Below are 20,553 nucleotides of genomic sequence, written 5' to 3'. Positions count from 1 at the left end.
CCACCACCATGCCCGGCGGCTGCGCGGGACCGTGGGACGGCCCGCCGCATCCGGGTTGCGACGCATCCGTGCCCGCAGCCGCGCGGCCCATCCCGTCATGGCCGGGGCGCCTGCGGCGTGGCGATTGTGGGGGATGCCGGGGCCTGCACCTTACGCGGGGCAAGATCGGAATTGGCGGCGAGTTGCAGCAGCAGGATGCGCCGGACTTCCGCAATGGTGAAGGGATTGGACTGCGTGGAATGTTCCGAATGGCGGACCACCAGTTCGGAATCCACATCCGGTATATGCGCGCTGGCATAGGCCACGACGCCATCATCCGCAGTCGCCAGCGGCTCCCCGTTACCACAGACGGGAATGATGGAATGGGCATGCACATCGGGCATGATGGGAATGGTGGGCAGCGTGCGCATGAACGCGCTGCGTGGCGACATGGCATAGACGCTGCCCAGACGGAACACGCGGCTGGCCAGATGGGTGCTGTCGCCTGATCCGGTCAGGATCTCGCGCGCGGTCTCGCTCACGCGCAGCGGCAGGCTGGCCATGCTGCCCACCCACTGCGCCAGCGACATGCCCGCAAGGTAGCTGCCATGCTGCGGCGTGGCGATGAACACCACGCGCTGGATTTCAGGCATGGGGGTCGGGAACATGGTTTCGCGCACCATCTGCCGGGTCCTGCGGTCCAGCCGGAAGGTGGAAAGCGGGCGGCCCGCCGTGCCATTCCACAGCCTGTCGCCGGGATTGATGACCAGCATGCGCGCCAGCAGCCCGCCCTGGCTGTGCCCCACCACGGTAATGTGCCCCAGCGCGGGATCGGCCTTCACACCGCCCAGGCTGTCCACCGCCTGCGTTATCGCGCGCCGCAGTTCCCATGCGGAATAGGGAATGGGGCTGGATGTGGCGTAGGAGTAGAACCAGAAATCGAAATGGTCGCGTATGCGCCGGTCCTCCAGCAGGTCATTGACCATGCTGGCCCAGCGGTAAGGGCTGGACGCCGTGCCATGCACGAACACCACCGGCATGTTGCCCGGCCGGTGCGGCGTCATGGCCACCAGATGGGGGTGCGTGCCGTCGAAGGTCGTGCCCTGCAGGAAGCCGGTATATTCCTGCGCCCACAGCGCGGAATCCCGCAGGCTCAGCGCGCGGGCCGCCGTCTGGTCGTATTCGGCGGGGACGGTGGCCTGACCGATGCGGGTATCGGGGCTGTCATCCATCACCCGCAGCACCAGCCGCCCGTGCAGGTGATCCGTCAGCACCTGCGCGCGCGGATCGTCGATTTCCAGCAGCAGGCTGGCGGGCACGCGCAGCCGGTCCGATATGCTGAAGCGGTCCGTATCATCGCCATCTGGCGTGGCGGCTCGGGCCGTGGACGGGGGCACTGCCATGTTGGGGTAGGCCGGGTCAGGTCGGCCCAGCGCGGTCAGCGGTTCGCCAAGACCGGGGGTGCGGTAGACATTGCCGATACCGCCCACCGCCAGTGTTGCGGTCGGGCGCAGGTTTTCCAGTATCCGCCCCTGCCAGCGCAACTGCGCGGGATCGGCGGCAAGGTCGATGGTACCAAAGGGCAGCGCGCGTTCCTGCGCCGCAAGGCTTACGGGTGCTGGAAACGCCGCCGTCAGGCCAAGGTTGTACAGGTCGCATGCCTGCCGGAAGCGTTCGTCATACGGGCTGGGGCCACCCGCGCGCCCCGGTTGCAGGAAGGCGTAGGCATAAACGGCGGCGGCAAGGAAATCCTGCGCATGGTGATGGCGCAGCCCCTGCCGGTAGCTCAGTTCCGCCAGCGCGAACAGCATGTCGGCACTGTCATCCGCCATGGCCGCCGCCGCCTGCGTGCGCAATGCGGCTATGGCCCGGTCGGGGTGATTGCGCCACAGCGCCAGCAGCCCGCGGCGGCGCAGCACGATCATGGTGTCATTACCCGGCGCGTTGCCCTGTAGCGCGCTGCGGCTGGTGGCGCGGTAGCTCTGCACCAGCGAAACCTGACGCACCGTAACCGGCCCCGCGCATCCCGCCAGCATCACCAGCGCCATAAACCCGCCCATACGGCGCATGGCCATGCCCGCACGGGGTTGAACAGCGCGGCGCGCGCGCATGGAAATCCGTCTCATTACGCCAGATTAGGCATCTGGCGCATAACAGGAAACAGGCAATCGACATGAACCCGCGCCCGCGTGGTCTGGAACCCGCCGGACTTTGCTGATAGCAGGTCGATATGACATGCCCTGAACCGAAAGTGGCCTGACCTGACATGAACCCGTTTGCCCGCCTGTCCCGCCCCGCCATCCGCGCCCTGCGCGCCACGGCCCTTGCCGCATGCGTGCTGTCCATCGCGCCGTGCGCCAGCGTGCTGGCCGTCACCCCCATCGGCATGGCCAACCCGGCATCGAAATACTGCGAAAATCGCGGCGGCCGGGTGGAAATGCGCCGGACATCAACCGGGGTCGCCGGGTGGTGCCACCTGCCCAACGGGACGGTGGTGGATGAATGGAAACTGTTCCGCGCGGGCCATCCCGCCATGCACCGCCGCTGATGCCCCTGCCGCTGGCGCAGGCGGCGTACCGGGGGGTGATGATGGCGGCCCTGCTGGCGCTGGCGGGGTGTGACGATGCGCTCATGCACCATCACCTGCCCCCGGCGCAGGACTGCGCGCAGCGGGGCGGGTCATGGCGCGTCCTGCGCGGTGGCCATGTGGGGGTATGCACCCTGCCACCGGGCGGCAGGGTAGCGGGCTGGACCATCGCGCCCCATCCCCGCGCCAGACCACCACGGGGCTGATGCAACCGGCAATCCTTCCGCCCGTTTTTCGCGGTATATGGAGGAGGAAGCCGTGCCGACCGCATATGCAAACCATCCGCGCCGGTCCATCCGGCTGGGCGTTGTGTGCCGTCTTTCCGCATCGCTGCTTGCGATCCTGCTGCTGGCCCTGCAACTGGCGCTGTCGGGGTGCAGTCGCGCGGTGGGCCGCGATGCGTGCATCACCTGCGCCGGTGAGGTGCTTCCGGGTGGAAAGCCCGTCACGCGCAAGGCGGGGGAAGAACGGGTGATCGTGCCACCCCCACCCGGCACGCAACCGGCCAGCCGCGGCATGAGCGACACACCCGAACGCGATCTGGCCTGATCCGTCACACCTCACACAAACGTGCGCGCAGGCCACCCTAATGACGGCAAACCCGCGCCCCCTTTCCCACGTTTCTTCCCCGTAACCCCAACAGGATAAAGGGAGGACAGACGATGCAACATTCGCTTATCCACCACCTGCCCATTACGATGGGAATGGGGACCGGGCGCACCGTTCACGCGCATGGCGCACCCGTTGCGCCGTTGCAGCAGGCGCTGGGCCGCCGGACCACCCTGCCGTGGTCCCGCATGCCAGCCCGTACGCATACGGCCATGTCCGCACCGCGCCTGCGGCGCTGAACCGCCGCCCGCGCCCCTGCATGCCGGGACACCGTGCAGGAACCACAAGGCAGAGTCCCGCTAACAAGGGGATGCCGCAGGCCCAGTGCCCCGGCGTTTCCCCCTGATGTGTTAACGGAGCCTAACATGACGATTTCCCGTAATGTATCCGACATCACCACCCGTATCGGCGATTTCCTGACCGGGGCGCTGGGCGACCGTTCCGGCGCGGTCTCGGTGCTGAACGATATCCTTGGCCCGCTGCCTGCCCCCGATCACCCCAGCATGCTGGAAAACCGTGCCGAGACGCAGGGCATGCTGCCCCTGATCCGCACATGGCAGGCACAGGACAACCCGGAACCGGCGGACGAAAGCACGATCCACGCGCTGTTCAAACCCGTGGAAATCGAACGCTTTTCCACCCAGACCGGGCTGTCGGGCATTGCCGCGATGCAGATCCTGCGCGAGGTGCTGCCGATTGCGGTACGCCACCGCGCCCTGAGCGCCCGCGCAGGCTGGCAGCAGCCCAACATGCATTAACGCCTGTCCGGCCCCGGCCGGCACGGCATGGGCGGGATGCACGCAGCACCCGCCCCACCTGACCCGCCCGCTGGCGTGACACCCGGCGCGGCGGGTTTCTGTTATCCGGCGTGTGGTGACGCGGGCTTTGTCGTCCCGTCACATGCGGCGTAGCGAAAACAGGCCGGATCGTGATCGTTGACCATGCCCGCCGCCTGCATCCACGCATAGGCGATGACGGGACCGACAAAACGAAACCCCCGCGCCCGCAATGCAGCCGACATGGCATGCGACAGCGGGGACGACGCCAGCACCTGCCCGCTGTGGTTATGTACCGGGGCATCGGGCACCATCGACCATGCGAAGGTTGCAAAATCCTCCCCCTTTTCCCGCATGGCGATATAGGCGCGCGCATTGCCGATGGTCGCCACGATCTTGGCGCGCGCGCGGATGATGCCGGGATCGGCCATCAGGCGTTCCACATCCGTATCATTAAAAGCCGCCACGCGGTCGGGATCAAAACCGGCGAAGGCGCGGCGGAACCCCGCGCGCCGCTTCAGCACCGTGCGCCATGACAGACCGGCCTGAAAACTTTCCAGCGCCAGCATTTCCCACAGCATCCGGCTGTCACGCACCGGCTGGCCCCATTCGTCATCATGATAGGCCATCATCATCGCATCCGCCTGCGCCCAGCCACAGCGCGGGCGGGCGGGATCGGGGACCAAAGGGGAATCCGTCAATCTTCGCCCTGCTCCATTTCCTCACGCAGTTCGACCAGCGTTCTGCCCTGATATTTCCAGTAGCGTGGTCCCTGATACGCGACGTTATCAATCCCGGTCCGGCTCCCGATTTCGCAGGCGGCAGCACTCAGGCTGGTAATTTTATTTTCGAATTCGATCTTTCGGTCATCAACGACACGACAGGTAATATCGGGATCATAAATCCATTCCAGTATCGTGCCCGGCTTGATATCCACCATTTTAAAATTGAAAACGGATGCCCGCCTGTTCGCCGATTTCAGGGCTGCGATATCACTGCTTTCTTCCGCTCCTGCATCTTCGCCTATGGCGATTTCCTCGCCCGGCAGCAGATTGAAAATGACCCTGACACGTTCGGGATCAATGCGGAAGAATTCGCGGTTTTCATTAATCCGGTGATCGCCAAAGGCCGTATGCAGCGTGGCTTCGACCCTTGCATAATCCTGAACGCGCTTGGCATACGCACATTCAAATGGAACCGGCACGCCGCAGGTATACAACTGCTTCATTCTGGCCGGTAAATCCCCGGCGGTAATCCCTATCTTGATCAGTCCGGGCATGACCGGATTGGTCAGGATATAGACGATCCCGACCCCGGAACCGGTATCAGATGAATATGTCAGTGCGGTTGACTGCTGCGCGTCCATGTTCAATTCCTAATGGAATCCGCTCAGGGCTGGCAATGTTTCAGTTGGTTATGACAGGGATACCGCAGCATTGCCATCAGACAGACAGCGGCGCCATCACCACCTTTTCACGCACCGGGGCCAGCAGGGTCAGGCCGGACCGGGCGGCGACGCGGATGGCGCGTGCGGTGGGTGCGGATATGGCGGCCAGCGCGGGCATGCCCGCCATAATGGCCTTATGCGCCATTTCGTAGGAACAGCGGCTGGTAATCAGGCAGAACCCACAGCCGAAATCCGTGTCCGCGCGCACCCCCGCCCCGATCAGCTTGTCCAGCGCGTTATGGCGGCCCACGTCCTCGCGCACATGCACGATTTCACCATCGGGCGCGCACCATGCGGCGGCATGCAGCATATGGGCGCGCGCGTTAAGCACCTGCCGCCCGCGCAACCGGCCCAGCGCGGCATGGACGGCGGCCAGTTCCGGCGGGGCGCAGGGCACGCGCGGGGTGGGCCGTTGCAGCACGTCGCTGGCATCGGTGCCGCATACGCCGCAACTGGTGCGCCCGGCGATCGCGCGCCGCCCGCGCTGGAGCAGGCGCTGGAACGACGGGCCATCAATCCGTGCGTCAACCTGTATATGTTCTGCTTCCACCCGCACCGTCATGCCTTTCAGCGCGCTTGCGTCGGGCACGATCCCTTCGGTCAGGGCGAAGCCGGTCACGAAATCCTCCAGATCCAGCGGGGTCGCCATCATCACCCCATGGGGCATGGTGTTGAAGGTCAGGCTGACGGGGGTTTCTTCCGCAATATCCAGCGTTTCAATGGCCGGGGGTACGGCGTTGCGGTGGGACTGCATGCGGCAGGCGACGATGGCGGGGGGCAGCGGGCGCGTCATGCAGAGTGGTCCATGCGGATGAAGGGGCCGGGGCATCGCGCCCGTGCGGGAGCAGGCCAGCATACGGCCCGCGCATACCTGCGCGCAACCATCCGCCCATCCGGCCGCGCGGGCTGCGACGGGTGGCATGTCCCGTAGAGTCTTGAGTTTACGGGCGAATGATGTAGTGCTGTCGGCGCAGATGCGGTGGCCATGCCCCGCCGCCGCACGGTCCGATCGTTAAGGAATTACCGGCTTGTTTCCAGCTAAACCCCAACCCGTTGACACCGCGCTGACACGATCGGCGATGTTTCTTGTCCTGACCCTTGACCATGGCGCGCAGGCCGCGGCCACGGTGCGCGACCTGTGCGGGGATCTGGCGGCGTTGCGCCGTGGCGTGGGGTTTCGCGTGCCCGATGGCGACCTGTCCTGCATCATGGGGATCGGGTCCGATGCGTGGGACCGGGTCTTTGGCGCGCCCCGTCCGGCGGAACTGCACCCGTTTCGGGAAATAGACGGCGTTCACCACGCCCCCGCCACGGCGGGCGACCTGCTGTTCCACATCCGCGCGGAACGCATGGACCTGTGTTTTGAACTGGCGCGGCACATCGTCTCCCGCCTTGAGGGCGTGGCGCAGGTTATTGATGAGGTGCATGGCTTCAAGTATTTCGACGCGCGCGACCTGCTGGGTTTTGTCGATGGCACGGAAAACCCGGTCAGCGATGAGGCGACGGACGCAACCATCATCGGGGCGGAGGACGCGCCCTTCGCCGGGGGCAGCTACGTGATCGTGCAGAAATACCTGCATGACCTGAAGAAATGGGACATGATCCCCGTCGCGGCGCAGGAAAAGATCATCGGGCGCAGAAAGCTGTCCGATATCGAACTGGCGGATGAAGCCAAGCCCAGCTACGCCCATAACGTGCTGACCAATATTGAAGAAAACGGGCAGCAGCTTCAGATCCTGCGCGACAACATGCCCTTTGGCGATGTGGGCAGGGGCGAATTCGGGACCTATTTCATCGGCTACGCGCGTTCGCCTGCCCGGGTTGAACGGATGCTGGAAAACATGTTCATCGGCAGCCCGCCGGGCAATTACGACCGGCTGCTGGATGTCAGCCGCGCGGTTACGGGCACGCTGTTCTTCATTCCCACCGCCACATTCCTTGAAAACGCGCCACAGGCCACGCCGGGCGGGGCGGATGAAAACCCCGCCCCCGCGCAGCCGGTCATGGCGGAGGGTTCTCTGGGTATCGGTTCGCTGAAGCAGGCGGACTGACGCGACCGCTCCCGTCCTGACCGCCAGCGTCGCGCCGGTTATCCGGCATCGGGTGGCATCACTCCCCCTGCCCCGCCCATGATCGCGGTGCCGGAACGCATGGCAGCACCCTGAATCCGCAAGGGAACCATCGCCGGGTGGATGCGTGTGTTCAGGATACGCCATTGCGCTTCCGCAGGGGCATCCGTCACATAAGGGCACCAGATCATTCATAAGATCGGCATACTCTCCCGCTGGGCATTTGCCGGGGCAAGCAGCCTTCTCATCCTTCTTGCGGTCCTGCTGCTCATCTCTGGCATGGTGGGCCTTGTTTCGGCCTTTAATGTCTCGCTGAACCACGGGCGCGAGGAAATCCTCCAGACCATCAGCTACGTCGTCATTGCCATAGCCGTGTTCGACGTGGCCAAGTATTTTATCGAGGAGGAGGTCCTGCGCCCCAAGGGCAAGCAGTCACTGGCCGAAGCCCGCATCAGCCTGACCAAGTTCATGACCACCATCATCATCGCCGTCTTTATCGAAGGGCTGGTGGGCGTGTTCGAGCGCAGCAGCAAGGCCCCGCAGGACATCCTCTACCCCGCCGTGCTGCTGGTGGTCGCAACCGCCATGGTCGTGGCGCTGGGCATTTACCAGAAACACAGCGTCGGGGCCGAACGCGAAAAGAAGGAACGCGACCTGATCGGCTAGGGCATGCCGCCGGGCCGGGGATCATCGCATAGCAGCGCCCAGCGTTCATGATCGCGCCATTGCCCGCCAATACGCAGGTAGCGCGGGGAAAACCCTTCCAGCCGGAAGCCAAGGCGGCGGACCAGCGCGATGGAGCGCAGGTTTTCGGGCTGGATGTTGGCTTCGACCCGGTGCAGCCCGATTTCGGTAAAGGCATGGGCTAGCGTCTGGCGCACGGCCTCGGTCATCAGGCCGCGCCCGGCGGTAGCCACCATGCCGTAATAGCCCAGATAGGCGCTCTGGAATCCCTTAAGGAAAATCTGGCTCAGGCTGGTGACACCCACAATCCGGCCTGACCCGGCCTCCCGCGCGACAAAGGCGGCCTGCGCGCCGGTACACAGCGTGGCGAACCATTCGCTGAACCCCTCCATCGTGATGAAGGGATGGGCGAAGGGGGCGTGGTAATCGCGGCTGTCCCGATTGGCCTGCACCAGTTCGGCCCCGTCGGCACGCCGGACGGGGGCCAGCGACAGGCGGGGCGGCTGCGTTTCCACCATGGCCACTCAGGCCGTGGCGGGCCTGGCGCCGTTTTCGCGTTCGTCAATTTCCAGCGCCAGACGCGCCATTTTCAGCGCCCCTTCCCGGCTGCCCGCGCCGCAGATGAAACGTGCGGGATGGGCGAAAACCGCATCCGGCACGCCACATACCGCAGCCAGCGCGCTGCCATCCAGCCCGCGCCATGCTTCAGGCAGGGAGACACGCTGCCCGAAATCACCACGCACCGGCGGCACCGCCTTCACGTTCCAGCGGTCGGCCCCCACGGGGGAGACGACATAGACGACCGGCAGGTCATGTTCAAAAATCACCTTTTCGGTCGGCATGCCGGTTTCCATCAGCAGGATGCGCTTGTCCTGCGCATTGGCATAGGCTTCCAGCACGCGGCCGGTGGCCTTCAGGCTGGCGCGCACGCGATCGACCATGTTGACCAGATGCGCCGCCACCGCCGTTGCGGCATTGGCGAAGCCAAGGGATTCACGCGCCCTGGCTTCATCCGCGCCATACAGTTCCGCCGTGTCCCACGGCGCGCTGCATGCCGATACGATATCGGCCAGCGACAGCTTGCCCATCTTCACCACGCCGTTGTCATCCTGATCGATGGGCAGGACCAGCGAACGGTCCAGCGCCTTCCAGATCGCGGCAAGGGTGGCGTCGTCCTGCGGCACTTTCAGCAGGTTGCGGATCGCGGCCATGCCGTAATCCTTCCACAGCAGGCCCGCGGCGCTGTACGGTGTGCCATCGTCGCGCAGCGGCTTGTCCTTCATGTGGTGGTCGTAGCGCCCGTGGGCGGGGTCATAGACGCCGCCCACGTCAAATACGATGTCCGCTTCACGGATGCGTTCGGGCGAACGGGTGCGGGTGAAGGTCAGCCGGTCAGCGGGCGCATCCCCCAGCACACGGCCGCGCAGGTCGCCCTGTGGCGCCAGCGCGTAATGCAGGATGACGTAGCCCAGCGTCTCGTCCACATGGAAATTGCCCGAATGGGTCAGCGCCCGGATGGGAGTGGTCCCATTATCAAGACCAATGGGGGTGTATTCGGACATATGCGGACCTGCTGACTGAAATGAATGAAATCTGTTGGCCCCTCATGCCGCAAAGGCCGCCATCATACAATAAACTTCCGTGTCGATGCCCCCGCCCTGCCCCGCCGTGGCGGCGGCGACATAAAAAAACCGGGGCCGACGGTGCGGCCCCGGTTCAGGGTGCTGGCTATGGCCAGTGTTGCGTCAGTTCACGTTGTCCAGCGCATAGACCACAAGGTCGTCCGTAACCGGCGTCATCATGAAGTGATGGCCACCGGCCATGATGGCGACGTACTGCTTGCCCTTGTATTCATACGTCATGGGCGTGGCCTGTCCGCCACCGGGCAGGACATCGTTCCACACTTCCTTGCCGGTATGGATGTCGAAGGCATGGATCATGTTATCCGTCGTCGCGGCAACAAAGATCAGGCCACCTGCGGTAATGACCGGCCCGCCATTGTTGGGCGTGCCGATGTTAAGCGGCAGATGCGTGGGCAGGCCGAACGGACCGTTGGCGCGCGCGCTGCCCAGCGGGTGCTGCCACAGCACCTTCTGCGTGTGCATGTCGATGGCGGTAATCATGCCATAGGGCGGACGGTTGCACATCATGCCCGTATATTCATCCCAGAAGGGCGAAACCACGATGCCATAGGGCGTTTCCGCCATCGCACCCGCACCTTCGGCTCCGCCGCCGCCGGGCTTGTAGTTGGGATCGTCCACCGGCATCAGGCCAAGCTGGTCCGCCTTCTTGCGGTTGACCAGCTGGTCATACATCGGCGTGTTGTTCCAGTTGGCGATCAGGATGCCGGTCTTTTCGTCATAGGCGACGCTGCCCCAGTCGGACCCGCCGTTATAGCCGGGATATTCCAGCCAGGGCTTGTCAATGCTGGGGGGCGTGAACTCGCCCACGTAATGCGCGCGGCGGTATTTCAGGCGGCAGTAAAGCTGGTCGATGGGGGACATGCCCCACATGTCCGCTTCCTTCAGCGGGGCGAAGCCAAGGCGCGGCATGCCAACCGACCAGGGCTGCGTGGGCGCGCGCGTATCGCCCGGCACCATGCCCGGCGAAGGCGCGGGCCGTTCTTCCACCGGCAGCACCGGGTCGCCCGTGCGGCGGTCCAGCACGAAGGTCTGGCCACGCTTGGTCGGCATGATCAGGGCCGGAACCGTCGTGCCATCAGGTTTGGTGAAGTCCATGAGCGTGGGCTGGGAACCGATGTCGTAATCCCACACGTCCTTATGCACGGTCTGGAACACCCAGCGCGGCTCGCCCGTTTTCACGTCGATCGCCACCACGGCGGAGGACACCTTGTTTTCCTCCGGCGAACGCATGGCGCTGTAGTAATCGGCGGCCGAGTTGCCCGTGGGCACGTAAACCAGCCCCAGCGCGTTGTCGCCAATCATCGCCGCCCACGAATTGGGGGTGCCACGGCTGTAATGCTCGCCTTCCTTCGGCTCGCCATGTTCATGGGGGCGGTTGACATCCCATGCCCACAGGAAGCGCCCGGTTTCGGCGTCATAGCCACGGATCACGCCAGAGGGCGCCCAGCGGCGCTGGCCATCAAGGATTTCCTGATTGGTGATGATCGCGCCATTGACGATCGGCGGCGGCGCGGTTTCGGCCACGAAGCCGGGCACGGACTCACCCATCCCCTTCATCAGGTTGACCATGCCGTGCCAGCCGAAGCCTTCGCACACCTTGCCGTCCTCGCTGTCCACCTCGATCAGGCGTTCGTCCAGCGTGGCTTCAAGGATGCGGTGGTGGCAGTGCTCGCCTTCCGGCACGGTGGAGGAGGTGTAATAGACCACCGCCTTGCACGCCGCCGTATAGGGGATGCTGTCGTATTTTTCATTGGCATGGAAGTGCCAGACTTCCTTGCCCGTGGCCGGGTCGATCCGCATCATGTCGTTCATGGCCGAACACATGTACAGCCCGTCACCCACCTTGATGGGCGTGGTTTCGGCGGCCCATTTGTTGGTCTGTCCCGGCGCGGGCTTGCTGCCGGTGTGGTAGATGAAGGCGCGCTTCAGGTGGCCGACATTGGATGCGTGATCTGGTCCAGCGGCGAAAAGCGGGTCGCCCTGTCATCGCGGCCATAGCCGGGCCAGTCATCATGCGCGGGATTGGCCGTGACCTGCTCGACCATCGGCGTGGCCTCGCTGGGTTCGGCGGGCGGCCCGTCGGGAATATTGGCGGCGTTCACGCCCGGCGACTGCGGTGCGTTGGGCGACGGGGGGGCAAAACTGTCCGCCGGCGGCGCGGGCTGTTCCGCGGGCGGCGTGGCATTGCCCGTGCCGGGAGGCTGGTCGGCGGGGGGCACCTGCGCGATGGCGGCGGCCGTCATGCCCGCGATGATGGTGGCGCCCAGCAGGACGTTACGCAGCATTGGTTTGGGAGACATTACGCAACCTTCCGCGCTGAGGGTGAATGCGCGGCTTCGGCGCGTTTAAGCACGGGCATACACAGCAGCACGGCAATGGCGATCAGGCTCGGCCCGAACACGCGCGGCAGCAGGCCCCAGCCATCCAGCCCCACTTCCCACAGCGCCCACAGCCATGTGAAGGCGCAGGCCGCAAGGTAAAGCAGCGCCCCGGCCACGCGGCCAAGCGCCATGAGCACGCCCGAAAGGGTGACGGCAAGACCGCAGATCACGTAGTACCATGACCCGCCAAGGGCAGCGAGTTCCGCACCCATGTAAACAAGCGGCAGACCCAGCAGGATAATGATGACCGCCAGTACAAGCGTCGCCCACCCGGCGGCGTCCTGTGGTCTCATGAAAGAAGACATGATGGATGTTCCTTCTGTATCGTTGGGTGGAAGCTAGTCCCGGCTTTTACAAATACGAAAAAACGAAACCGCGATCTTGGTAACAAGTTTATTACGAGTGTATTGATAAAGTTAGCATTTCGTAAAAATCGGGTAAGGTCATGTGCGGCATAATCGCCAGACATGCAATAAACGGGTAAAGAAAATATTTTTTTACTTGGACCTGCCCCGACGGGAACCATTACGATGCGGTCATGATTCCGGGCGGACCGGGGCATGCAGGCCCCCCTGTCTCCTCGCCCGGCAGCAGCAGGCGGGGAACCCGTTTTCACGCATTGTCATGACGATCCGCCCATCCATCCACGCGGCGCATGAACACGGCATTTCCTTCCGTATGGGGTGCCGGTCACAGCGGTCACGGCTGCGTCGTTACGGGGTGACGGGTCCGGCCTGATCCATGCGGGCGGCATGCTGGCAGGCGGCCTGATGATCATCAGGCGTATTGATGTTGAAGAACGGGTCCACCCCACCGGCCAGCGGCGCGAAAGCGACCGGGCGCGCATCCAGCCGGTCGGCCAGCGTGCGGACACGCGTGGCGCTGCGCCGGTTTTCGGGCGTGATGGCCGCAAGCTGCGCCGCCAGCATGTCGCGGCATGCAACCGGCCACGCGGCCACAAGGCTGTGCCGCTGGCCAAGACTGGTGGCGAAGGATGGCGCGGGCAGCAGCCGGGGCACGAGATCCGCCGGGATGAAGGGCGTATCCCCCGGCACAGTCACCAGTACGTCCAGCCCCGCGTCATGCGCCCATTCCAGCCCACGCAGCACGCCCGCCAGCGGCCCCGCCCCGGCAACCCGGTCGGCCAGTACCGGCAGGTTCCACCGTGCATAACGTGCGGCGTCACCATTGGCGCTGATGGCCAGCCGCGTGCAGTCGCGCCGCAGGGTTGCGATCACCCGTTCAATGCAGTTCAGCGCGCCCAGCGGCAGGAGCGGCTTGTCCACGCCCCCCATGCGCCGGGCTTCCCCGCCCGCCATGACCAGCCCGCCAGCCTTCATGGCCGCGTGGTCCCCGCCATGTCGTGGCATTGCGTCATGGCCTGCCGCACCATACGCTGCGACAGCCAGCCCACAGGATTACAAGGTTTCGCGCACATGTCCCATCCAGCACTTCAGGCCCTGATCGGTATTACGGGGCGCAGCGGGTCGGGCAAGACGCACCTGCTGGCCCGGCTGCTGCCGGTGCTGCGCGCAGGCGGGCTGGCCGTATCCACCATCAAGCATACCCACCATGATATCGACATTGACCGTCCCGGCAAGGATTCATGGCTGCACCGCAATGCGGGCGCGGGCGAGGTCATGCTGGCCACGCCGGGGCGCTGGGTCCTGCAACATGAATGCCCCGATGCGCCCCCCACCCTTGCGGAACTGCTGGGGCGCATGCAGCGCACCGATCTGGTGGTGGTGGAAGGTTTCCATGCCAGCGTTCCCGCCTGTATCGAGGTCTATCGCCCCGCATTGGGCAAGGAACCGCTGTTCATGCGGCAGGACAACATCATCGCCATCGCCACCGATACGCCCGGTGCCCCCGGCCTACCCGCGCACCTGCCGGTTCTGGATGTAAACGACACGGCGGCGGTGGCGCGGTTCGCGCTGGAGCATGCCTGTTCCGTGCAACCGGACTGACCCGGCATGCCGCGCCGTCAGGCCAGCGCGGATGGCGCGTGAAGCGGGATGGCCCACGCCACCTGTCCCGCCCGCACCGGGTTTTCGGCACTGGCGGCCAGCAGGGCATCGGCGCGGGAAAACGCGATGATGTCCGATGCGCCAGCCGTTGGCACCCGCATGAAGTGCCAGCCCTGCGGCCCGCGCCGCATGGATACGGGTATGAACCCGGTGGTATCGGGCGGGGCGTCGGCTGAAAAATCCGCCGTGGCGCTGACCTGCGCCATGTCCGCTGGCGCCCCGGTCAGCACGCGCAGGTAAGGCTGCACGAAGGCCAGCGCACAGATGGCCGCAGCCCCCGGATTGCCGGGCAGGCAGAACACCGCCCGCCCATCATGTTCCAGCATGGTGAAGGGTTTGCCGGGGCGGATGGAAACCCCACGGAAAACGATCCGCGCGCCCATTGCCAGCAGGATATCCAGCATATGATCGGTGCCGCCAACCGATATGCCTCCCGTGGTCACCACCACATCCGTCCCGGTGCAGGCCGCGCGCAGGTGGGCGGCCTGCATCGCAACATCATCGGATGCGACACTGCACGTCCGCACCCGCGCACCCGCACTGCCCAGCATGGCGGCCAGCATGGGCGTGTTTGAATCCGCGCACGCCCCCGGCGCATCGGCGGCCAGTTCGGCCCCGTTGGACAGCACGCATACGCGCGGCCTGCGGGCCACCGCCACGTCCCGCATGCCCTGCGACGCCAGCAGTGCGATATGCCGCCAGTCCAGCACCTGTCCCGCGCGTACCAGCACATCGCCCGCGCCGAATTCCTCGCCCCGGTAGCGGATATTGGCTCCCGCCTGCGCAAGGGCCGTGGCCGGGGCCACCCTGTCGCCCGCACCCCGCGTCATCCGTTCGACCGCCATAACGCAGTCCGCGCCCGCCGGTATGCGCGCACCGGTCAGAATGGCGCGCGCATGGCCCGCTGCAAGGGCTGCGGGCCTGTCCCCCGCCACCGTGCGCCCGTCCACCGGCAGGCTGCCCTGTGCCAGCATATCGGCATGGGCGAAGGCATAGCCATCCAGCGCGGAAATATCGGCGGGCGGTCGGGCGGAAGTGGCCTGCACCGCATGGGCGGCCACCCTTCCCGTGGCTTGGGTAAGGGGCACCCGCGCCACGGGCTGTGGCGTCTGGCGGGCATGGGCCAGCACCAGTCCCAGCGCGGTGGCGTAATCCACCCGGCGGGCGAAGTCATGCACGCTCATCTGTATCTGGCCCTGATGCATCTGGCTGCTTCGTTCAGGCGGGTTGCAGTGCTTCGGCCTGCGGGGCGGTCGCTGCGGCATGGACGCGCACTGGAATGGACTTGGCCGCGGGCGTGCCGCTGATCTGGTCAAAATGCGATAGCGGCAGAAGCGGGTTGAGTTCGGGATAGTACCCCGCGATCGAACCGCGCGGCATGGGATACGGCAGCACCATGAAGCCGCTTAACCGGCGTTCGACCCCGTCATCGCTTATGGTTTCAAGATCCGCCAGCATGCCTTCGCTCAGGTTGCGTTCGCGCATGTCCTCCTCGTTCATGAAGATGACGGTGCGGGTGTTGTACACGCCCCGGTAGCGGTCATTATTGGTGTAGATGGTGGTATTGTACTGATCGTGCGAGCGGATGGTGGACAAACGCAGCATGTCGGGGCCGCCAATGGGCGTGTCCTCGTCCAGTCCGTCGATCAGCAGGAAATTGGCCCGCCCGGTCAGGGTATTCCACCGGCGCTCACGCGGGGGGACCGGCAGGGCAAAGCCTTTGGTGGCGCGGATGCGGGTGTTGAAACCGGCGTACAGGTCCGGATAGACCTGCGCGATCCGGTCGCGGATCAGGTCATAGTCATCAATGAAGGATTCCCACGCGATACTACTGTCCGGCAGGGTCGCGCGCGCCATGCGGCACACGATCTCGATTTCCGATCGCAGGTCGGGACTGGCGGGATGCAGCACCCCGCGCGATGCGGTGACGTTGGACATCGCGTCCTCGATCGTGACGAATTGCGGCCCGGTTTTCTGGTGGTCGATTTCGGAACGCGCGATGACCGGCAGGATCAGCGCATCACGCCCATGCACCAGATGCCCGCGATTGAGCTTGGTTGCGATCCCCACCGTCAGGTTCAGCCGTGACATGGCCGCATACGCAACGGGGGTGTCGGGAATGGCATGGATGAAGTTGCCCCCCATGCCGATGAACACCTTCGCCGTGCCGTCAATCATCGCCTGCACGGATTCAACCACATGGTGGCCATGTTCGCGCGGCGGGTTGAAGCCGAATACTTCCTGAAGCCGGTCGAGATAGACGGGGCTGGGCTTTTCATCAATGCCGACCGTACGGTCACCCTGCACGTTGGAATGGCCGCGCACGGGGCATATCCCTGCCCCCGGCTTGCCAAAATTGCCACGCAGCATGAGCAGGTTGGCAATCTGGTGGATCACGCGCGATCCCTGCTGGTGCTGCGTCACCCCCATGCCGAAGCAGATGATGGTGGCGCTGGATGCGGCATAGATCGCGCCCACGCGGCGGATCTGTTCTTCCGTCAGCCCCGACACCGCCACGATGTCGGCCCATTGCGTGGCTTCGATATCAGCTTTCAGCGCCTCGAAACCGAATGTATGTTCGGCAATGAACGCATGGTCCAGAACAGCAGGTTCGCCCCTGGCCGCAGCTTCGGCATCCAGTTCGAACAGGGTTTTCATCACCCCCTTGAGGAAGGCCGCGTCCCCGCCGATGCGCACATGGCAGAACTCACTGGCGATGGGGGTGGAGCCGAACGTCGCCATCTTGATCGGGTCCTGTGGCTCGGTAAAGCGGATCAGGGCGCGTTCGGGCATGGGGTTGACGGCCACGATGGGCGTGCCGCGTTTGCGGGCATGGACCAGTTCGGTCATCATGCGCGGGCTGTTGGTGCCGGTGTTCTGGCCGATGATGAAAATGGCTTCGGTTTTGCCGAAATCCTCCATCCGCACCGTGCCCTTGCCAATGCCGATGGACAGCGGCAGGCCACGGCTGGTCGGCTCGTGGCACATGTTGGAACAGTCGGGGAAGTTGTTGGTGCCGTAGGCGCGCACGAATACGGAATACAGGAACGCGGCCTCGTTCGACGTGCGGCCGGAGGTATAGAATTCGGCCTGATCGGGACTGTCCAGCGCCTGCAGGTGCTGGCCGATCAGGGCATATGCCTCATCCCATGTGCACGGCACGTAATGGTCGGTCGCGGCGTCATAGCGCATGGGGTGGGTCAGGCGGCCCTGTTCTTCCAGCCAGTGATCGCTGCGCGCCATGAGTTCGGTAACGGTATGGGCGGCGAAGAATTCGGCCCCGATGTGGCGCTTCGTTGCCTCGAACGCCAGTGCCTTGGCCCCGTTTTCGCAGAATTCAAGGGTTTTTTCCCGGTCCGGGTCCGGCCACGCACAGCTTGGGCATTTGAAGCCATCGGGGTGGTTCATCGCCAGCAGCGCGCGCGATCCCTTGGCCAGCACGCTCTGTTCCATCAGCACGCGGGCTGTGGCGTTCGCCGCCCCCCAGCCACCGGCGGGATGGGTATAGGGCTTGTATTGCGGCTTGTCGGACATGGCTTTCCCGTATCGTTCTGCGTTGGCAGCATGTGGCCTTTGCCCGAAGGAAAGACCCCCTGACTGCGCCATTGCAACAGGAAAAACCCATATCACATTGTAGATAAATGAGTTTTATCTTTTCATAACTGAAATCTATCAAAAACCCGCGAATTATCTGCCTTGTTTATATATAGGCATATACAGACATATAAAGCCATCCCCTTGAACCCGCCTGTGGTTACGGCATGCCATCGGGCAGATCCGCCTGTCCGGCGGGCGGCGGGCGACCCGGCGGGGGCAGGATATCGCGCAGCGTAACGGTGTCCAGTTCCGCAAGAAATGCGTCCAGCGCGCGCGACAGGATGGGGCGCAGGGTGCATATATCCGCCAGCAGGCAGTCCTGTTGTCCATTGGCGGGCGTGCAGGCCGCAACCGGTTGCAGGCTGGCTTCCATCCGCCGCACGACGGTCCCGATCACGACATCTTCCGGCGGGCATGCCAGTTCCACCCCGCCACTGCGCCCCCGATGCGCAAGGACGACCCCGTCATGGGCCAGATGGCTGACCACTTTCACCAGATGGTTGTGGGAAATGCCGTGCAGGCCGGCGATATACTGGATCGGGATGCGCCTGCCGGGGTTCTGGCCCAGATGGAGCAGAACGCGCAGCGCGTAATCCGTGTGTAACGTCAGCCGCATGGTGCGGGCGGGACCGGCCGGGACACCTGCCCGTCAGCAGCGCCGGTCATGCGCGGCATCCGTGGCTGGAACTGTATGGCCATGACATGGCGGGCATGATGCTCCTGTCATTTGCGTATAGGCCCCGATAAATCGTGAACAATCGGTGTTGCGCAACACTGTGCATTCCCACCGGAAAACAGTGCAATACAATTGATATTTATAATTTTTTAATTTTCTGTATACGACACATATATACCATCTTCCGACCGCCGCACCGCTTTCGCGGCACCTGCCTGTCCGGTGCGGTGATGGGTGATTTCATGAAATGATGGCGCCAGCCGTCCCGACAGGCATGATCCGCCCGGCGATCAGCCGCGCAGGCTGCCCAATGGGTCAGGCATCCTGCGGGATTTCGCCCTGCCCCGTGTCGGGAATATGCTTTTCCAGCACGACCAGCAGGTTCCCCGCCGAAATGGGGGCGGAGATATAGAAACCCTGAATCCGGTCCACCCCGATTTCGCGCAGGATGGCCATCTGTTCCTCCCTCTCGACCCCGCCAACCGTCACATCCAGCCCATAGGCATGGGCAAGGCCGCACAGATGCGCGATCACCGCGCGGGCCTGCTGGCTGTGTTCGATACCGGCCACAAGGGTACGGGAAATCTTGACCATCGAGAACGGAATGCTGCGCAGGATCTCAAGCGGCAGCATGGCCTGCCCGAAATCATCCAGCGCAAGCTGGAACCCCTGCGCCGCCAGTTCGTGCAGCCGTTCCAGCATCCGGTCCGAACGCCCGGCGGACAGGACGGATTCCGATATTTCCAGCACATAATTCGCGGCCTTGCCGCCCTGCCGCCTGATCTCGATTTCCAGTTCATTCTGGAAACTGACATTCAGCAGGTCCAGCCGGGACAGGTTGATGGCAAGGCTTGGACAGGCATCAAGGTTGCTGGCCCACAGCCGCATGTCATCACGAAAGACACGGACAAGCTGCGGGCTCATCATCCGTGCCAGCGCGGCGTCCAGAAACACATCGCGGAAGCTGTCCGCCGCCAGCAGCCCGCGCTGCGGGTGATGCCAGCGCAGCAGGGCTTCCATCTGGTCGCACTGTCCCGTGCGCAGGTTCAGGATGGGCTGGTAATACAGTTCGAACTGGTCTTCTTCCACCCCGCGGCGGGCATCGGCCAGGATCTGCGCGCGTTCGATGCTCTGCTGGTGCAGGGCGATATCGAACATCCGCGCCTGATTGCCGCCCGCGCGCTTGGCGGCGTATAGCGCGACATCCGCGCTTTTCTGCAATGTCTCGGCGCATTCCAGCGCCGCGATGGGGGTAACGCCCACGCTGCCCGATACGCTGACCATGGTGCCGCCGACCTCGACGGGGGTTTCCAGCACCGACAGCAGCCGCTCCAGCAGGGCGGGCAGCGGCATGCGGTCAAGCGTGTGGCTTATGATAAGCGCGAATTCGTCGCCACCCAGACGGCATGCCGCATCTTCGGGGTGGATCAGGTCCAGCAGGCGGCGCGCCATGACCTTGAGCACCACGTCACCCGCATGGTGGCCGTGGATGTCATTGATCTGCTTGAAGCCGTCAAGGTCGAACATCATCAGGAACGCATCGCGCGCGATGTCCTGCGCCTTGCGCTCCACTGCGGCCTGAAGCACGGAGTTGAAGCCGCCACGGTTGAACAGGCCGGTCAGCGGATCGGTCGCGGCCAGCGATTTCAGCCGGTCGCGCACGTTCATAAGTTCCGTTATCTCGAACCGGGTGGCCACGTAGCCTTCGATCGCGCCCAGCGCGTTATGCTTGGGCATGATGGTGGTGCCGACCCAGTACAGCGTGCCATCCTTCGCCCGGTTGCAGATATTGCCGCGCCAGATGCCGCCTGCGCGGATGGTGCGGTACATCTGCCGGAAAAACGCCGCGTCGTGATAGCCGGAATTGACGATGCGGTGCGTCGCCCCCAGCAGTTCCTCACGCGAGTAGCGGCTGATCTCGCAGAACCGGTCGTTGACATAGGTGATGATGCCCCGCACGTCGGTAATGGCGACGATCAGCACGTTGTCCACCACATCGGCCCAGAAATCGGAATCCTTGTGGGTCAGCGCGCGCAGGCGGTCATCATGTTTGAATGGCATTATGTGGAAATCCCCCT

Annotated in this window: 21 protein-coding genes and 1 pseudogene; 8 read left to right on the top strand and 14 right to left on the bottom strand. The window is 64.4% G+C overall.

Features of this window, described 5'->3' with window-relative positions; all coding sequences use genetic code 11:
• Window positions 1-95: 95 nt before the first annotated feature.
• A complete protein-coding gene (locus KSAC_RS01895) occupies window positions 96-2,090 on the bottom strand; it encodes an esterase/lipase family protein (protein WP_243705262.1) in 1,995 nt (664 codons plus the stop codon).
• A gap of 155 nt (window positions 2,091-2,245) precedes the next feature.
• Here KSAC_RS01895 and KSAC_RS01890 point away from each other — a divergent pair, with 155 nt between their 5' ends.
• The 5 genes from KSAC_RS01890 to KSAC_RS01870 all read left to right on the top strand — a co-directional run bounded on the left by KSAC_RS01890 (window position 2,246) and on the right by KSAC_RS01870 (window position 3,933).
• Window positions 2,246-2,527, top strand: coding sequence for a putative hemolysin (locus KSAC_RS01890; protein WP_132303884.1), 282 nt, complete (start codon window positions 2,246-2,248; stop codon window positions 2,525-2,527).
• The gene (locus KSAC_RS01885; protein ID WP_243705261.1) at window positions 2,482-2,772 is read left to right on the top strand and encodes a hypothetical protein; all 291 of its coding nucleotides are present in this window, start codon (window positions 2,482-2,484) and stop codon (window positions 2,770-2,772) included. The genes KSAC_RS01890 and KSAC_RS01885 overlap by 46 nt, the downstream gene beginning before the upstream one ends.
• 52 nt (window positions 2,773-2,824) lie before the next feature.
• Window positions 2,825-3,115, top strand: coding sequence for a hypothetical protein (locus tag KSAC_RS01880; RefSeq protein ID WP_132303880.1), 291 nt, complete (start codon window positions 2,825-2,827; stop codon window positions 3,113-3,115).
• 113 nt (window positions 3,116-3,228) lie between these two features.
• Window positions 3,229-3,414, top strand: a complete 186-nt coding sequence (locus KSAC_RS01875; protein WP_102323804.1) for a hypothetical protein — start codon at window positions 3,229-3,231, stop codon at window positions 3,412-3,414.
• A gap of 126 nt (window positions 3,415-3,540) precedes the next feature.
• Window positions 3,541-3,933, top strand: a complete 393-nt coding sequence (locus KSAC_RS01870) for a hypothetical protein (protein WP_110548280.1) — start codon at window positions 3,541-3,543, stop codon at window positions 3,931-3,933.
• A gap of 101 nt (window positions 3,934-4,034) precedes the next feature.
• Here the strand turns inward: KSAC_RS01870 and KSAC_RS01865 are convergent, their stop codons facing one another.
• The 3 genes from KSAC_RS01865 to fdhD form a co-directional block, all read right to left on the bottom strand.
• A complete protein-coding gene (locus KSAC_RS01865; protein WP_132306033.1) occupies window positions 4,035-4,586 on the bottom strand; it encodes a DNA-3-methyladenine glycosylase I in 552 nt (183 codons plus the stop codon).
• Window positions 4,587-4,648: 62 nt separating this feature from the next.
• Complete coding sequence (locus KSAC_RS01860; protein WP_110548288.1) at window positions 4,649-5,317, bottom strand: GIY-YIG nuclease family protein; 669 nt, start codon at window positions 5,315-5,317, stop codon at window positions 4,649-4,651.
• A gap of 76 nt (window positions 5,318-5,393) precedes the next feature.
• Window positions 5,394-6,320 (bottom strand): formate dehydrogenase accessory sulfurtransferase FdhD, encoded by a 927-nt coding sequence (gene fdhD / locus KSAC_RS01855; RefSeq protein ID WP_243705260.1) that lies wholly within the window; start codon window positions 6,318-6,320, stop codon window positions 5,394-5,396.
• A 157-nt stretch (window positions 6,321-6,477) separates the two neighbouring features.
• On the opposite strand from fdhD, the gene KSAC_RS01850 reads away from it, so the two are divergent.
• Window positions 6,478-7,449, top strand: a complete 972-nt coding sequence (locus KSAC_RS01850; protein ID WP_243705336.1) for a Dyp-type peroxidase — start codon at window positions 6,478-6,480, stop codon at window positions 7,447-7,449.
• Window positions 7,450-7,487: 38 nt separating this feature from the next.
• Here the strand turns inward: KSAC_RS01850 and KSAC_RS17200 are convergent, their stop codons facing one another.
• Entirely contained in the window at window positions 7,488-7,658 is a 171-nt protein-coding gene (locus tag KSAC_RS17200; RefSeq protein WP_165927270.1) for a hypothetical protein, read from the bottom strand.
• On the opposite strand from KSAC_RS17200, the gene KSAC_RS01845 reads away from it, so the two are divergent.
• Window positions 7,654-8,133: a hypothetical protein gene (locus KSAC_RS01845; RefSeq protein WP_371207660.1), complete on the top strand. Its 480-nt coding sequence runs from the start codon at window positions 7,654-7,656 to the stop codon at window positions 8,131-8,133. The genes KSAC_RS17200 and KSAC_RS01845 overlap by 5 nt on opposite strands.
• On the opposite strand, the gene KSAC_RS01840 is transcribed toward KSAC_RS01845, so the two are convergent.
• The 5 genes and pseudogenes from KSAC_RS01840 to mobA all read right to left on the bottom strand — a co-directional run bounded on the left by KSAC_RS01840 (window position 8,130) and on the right by mobA (window position 13,545).
• Window positions 8,130-8,669: a GNAT family N-acetyltransferase gene (locus KSAC_RS01840; protein WP_132303876.1), complete on the bottom strand. Its 540-nt coding sequence runs from the start codon at window positions 8,667-8,669 to the stop codon at window positions 8,130-8,132. The two genes, KSAC_RS01845 and KSAC_RS01840, sit on opposite strands and share 4 nt — an antisense overlap.
• Before the next feature lie 6 nt (window positions 8,670-8,675).
• Window positions 8,676-9,713 carry an MYG1 family protein gene (locus KSAC_RS01835; RefSeq protein WP_110548276.1) on the bottom strand — a complete coding sequence of 346 codons (1,038 nt, stop codon included), beginning with the start codon at window positions 9,711-9,713 and terminating at the stop codon, window positions 8,676-8,678.
• A 183-nt stretch (window positions 9,714-9,896) separates the two neighbouring features.
• A pseudogene (locus tag KSAC_RS01830) lies at window positions 9,897-12,079 on the bottom strand (pyrroloquinoline quinone-dependent dehydrogenase).
• A 14-nt stretch (window positions 12,080-12,093) separates the two neighbouring features.
• Complete coding sequence (locus tag KSAC_RS01825) at window positions 12,094-12,480, bottom strand: glycerol dehydrogenase (protein WP_102323813.1); 387 nt, start codon at window positions 12,478-12,480, stop codon at window positions 12,094-12,096.
• Between the two features lie 408 nt (window positions 12,481-12,888).
• Window positions 12,889-13,545 (bottom strand): molybdenum cofactor guanylyltransferase, encoded by a 657-nt coding sequence (gene mobA / locus KSAC_RS01820; RefSeq protein WP_207918735.1) that lies wholly within the window; start codon window positions 13,543-13,545, stop codon window positions 12,889-12,891.
• 66 nt (window positions 13,546-13,611) lie between these two features.
• Here mobA and mobB point away from each other — a divergent pair, with 66 nt between their 5' ends.
• Window positions 13,612-14,142 (top strand): molybdopterin-guanine dinucleotide biosynthesis protein B, encoded by a 531-nt coding sequence (gene mobB, locus KSAC_RS01815; protein WP_207918733.1) that lies wholly within the window; start codon window positions 13,612-13,614, stop codon window positions 14,140-14,142.
• 17 nt (window positions 14,143-14,159) lie between these two features.
• Here mobB and KSAC_RS01810 read toward each other — a convergent pair whose 3' ends face one another.
• The 4 genes from KSAC_RS01810 to KSAC_RS01795 all read right to left on the bottom strand — a co-directional run bounded on the left by KSAC_RS01810 (window position 14,160) and on the right by KSAC_RS01795 (window position 20,536).
• Window positions 14,160-15,386, bottom strand: coding sequence for a molybdopterin molybdotransferase MoeA (locus KSAC_RS01810; protein ID WP_132303874.1), 1,227 nt, complete (start codon window positions 15,384-15,386; stop codon window positions 14,160-14,162).
• Window positions 15,387-15,420: 34 nt separating this feature from the next.
• Entirely contained in the window at window positions 15,421-17,736 is a 2,316-nt protein-coding gene (locus KSAC_RS01805; RefSeq protein ID WP_132303872.1) for an FdhF/YdeP family oxidoreductase, read from the bottom strand.
• Between the two features lie 220 nt (window positions 17,737-17,956).
• Window positions 17,957-18,415, bottom strand: a complete 459-nt coding sequence (locus KSAC_RS01800) for an RrF2 family transcriptional regulator (RefSeq protein ID WP_102323815.1) — start codon at window positions 18,413-18,415, stop codon at window positions 17,957-17,959.
• Window positions 18,416-18,790: 375 nt separating this feature from the next.
• Complete coding sequence (locus KSAC_RS01795) at window positions 18,791-20,536, bottom strand: putative bifunctional diguanylate cyclase/phosphodiesterase (RefSeq protein ID WP_102323816.1); 1,746 nt, start codon at window positions 20,534-20,536, stop codon at window positions 18,791-18,793.
• Window positions 20,537-20,553: the final 17 nt, after the last annotated feature.

Source organism: Komagataeibacter saccharivorans, from assembly GCF_004348195.1.
Taxonomy (GTDB): Bacteria; Pseudomonadota; Alphaproteobacteria; order Acetobacterales; family Acetobacteraceae; genus Komagataeibacter; species Komagataeibacter saccharivorans.
Note: the sequence above shows the minus strand (reverse complement) of the source record. Positions and strands in the feature narration are given on the sequence as shown.

Excerpts from the sequence above, each read along its gene's own strand:
- KSAC_RS01800 (WP_102323815.1), bottom strand. The coding sequence starts at position 18,415 with ATGCGGCTGACGTTACACACGGATTACGCGCTGCGCGTTCTGCTCCAT.
- KSAC_RS17200 (WP_165927270.1), bottom strand. The coding sequence starts at position 7,658 with ATGATCTGGTGCCCTTATGTGACGGATGCCCCTGCGGAAGCGCAATGG.
- KSAC_RS01850 (WP_243705336.1), top strand. The coding sequence starts at position 6,478 with ATGTTTCTTGTCCTGACCCTTGACCATGGCGCGCAGGCCGCGGCCACG.
- KSAC_RS01825 (WP_102323813.1), bottom strand. The coding sequence starts at position 12,480 with ATGTCTTCTTTCATGAGACCACAGGACGCCGCCGGGTGGGCGACGCTT.
- mobB (WP_207918733.1), top strand. The coding sequence starts at position 13,612 with ATGTCCCATCCAGCACTTCAGGCCCTGATCGGTATTACGGGGCGCAGC.
- KSAC_RS01795 (WP_102323816.1), bottom strand. The coding sequence starts at position 20,536 with ATGCCATTCAAACATGATGACCGCCTGCGCGCGCTGACCCACAAGGAT.
- KSAC_RS01895 (WP_243705262.1), bottom strand. The coding sequence starts at position 2,090 with ATGCGCGCGCGCCGCGCTGTTCAACCCCGTGCGGGCATGGCCATGCGC.
- KSAC_RS01875 (WP_102323804.1), top strand. The coding sequence starts at position 3,229 with ATGCAACATTCGCTTATCCACCACCTGCCCATTACGATGGGAATGGGG.
- KSAC_RS01805 (WP_132303872.1), bottom strand. The coding sequence starts at position 17,736 with ATGTCCGACAAGCCGCAATACAAGCCCTATACCCATCCCGCCGGTGGC.
- KSAC_RS01890 (WP_132303884.1), top strand. The coding sequence starts at position 2,246 with ATGAACCCGTTTGCCCGCCTGTCCCGCCCCGCCATCCGCGCCCTGCGC.
- KSAC_RS01865 (WP_132306033.1), bottom strand. The coding sequence starts at position 4,586 with ATGATGATGGCCTATCATGATGACGAATGGGGCCAGCCGGTGCGTGAC.
- mobA (WP_207918735.1), bottom strand. The coding sequence starts at position 13,545 with ATGCCACGACATGGCGGGGACCACGCGGCCATGAAGGCTGGCGGGCTG.
- KSAC_RS01840 (WP_132303876.1), bottom strand. The coding sequence starts at position 8,669 with ATGGTGGAAACGCAGCCGCCCCGCCTGTCGCTGGCCCCCGTCCGGCGT.
- fdhD (WP_243705260.1), bottom strand. The coding sequence starts at position 6,320 with ATGCCACCCGTCGCAGCCCGCGCGGCCGGATGGGCGGATGGTTGCGCG.
- KSAC_RS01860 (WP_110548288.1), bottom strand. The coding sequence starts at position 5,317 with ATGGACGCGCAGCAGTCAACCGCACTGACATATTCATCTGATACCGGT.
- KSAC_RS01885 (WP_243705261.1), top strand. The coding sequence starts at position 2,482 with ATGGAAACTGTTCCGCGCGGGCCATCCCGCCATGCACCGCCGCTGATG.
- KSAC_RS01835 (WP_110548276.1), bottom strand. The coding sequence starts at position 9,713 with ATGTCCGAATACACCCCCATTGGTCTTGATAATGGGACCACTCCCATC.
- KSAC_RS01810 (WP_132303874.1), bottom strand. The coding sequence starts at position 15,386 with ATGAGCGTGCATGACTTCGCCCGCCGGGTGGATTACGCCACCGCGCTG.
- KSAC_RS01870 (WP_110548280.1), top strand. The coding sequence starts at position 3,541 with ATGACGATTTCCCGTAATGTATCCGACATCACCACCCGTATCGGCGAT.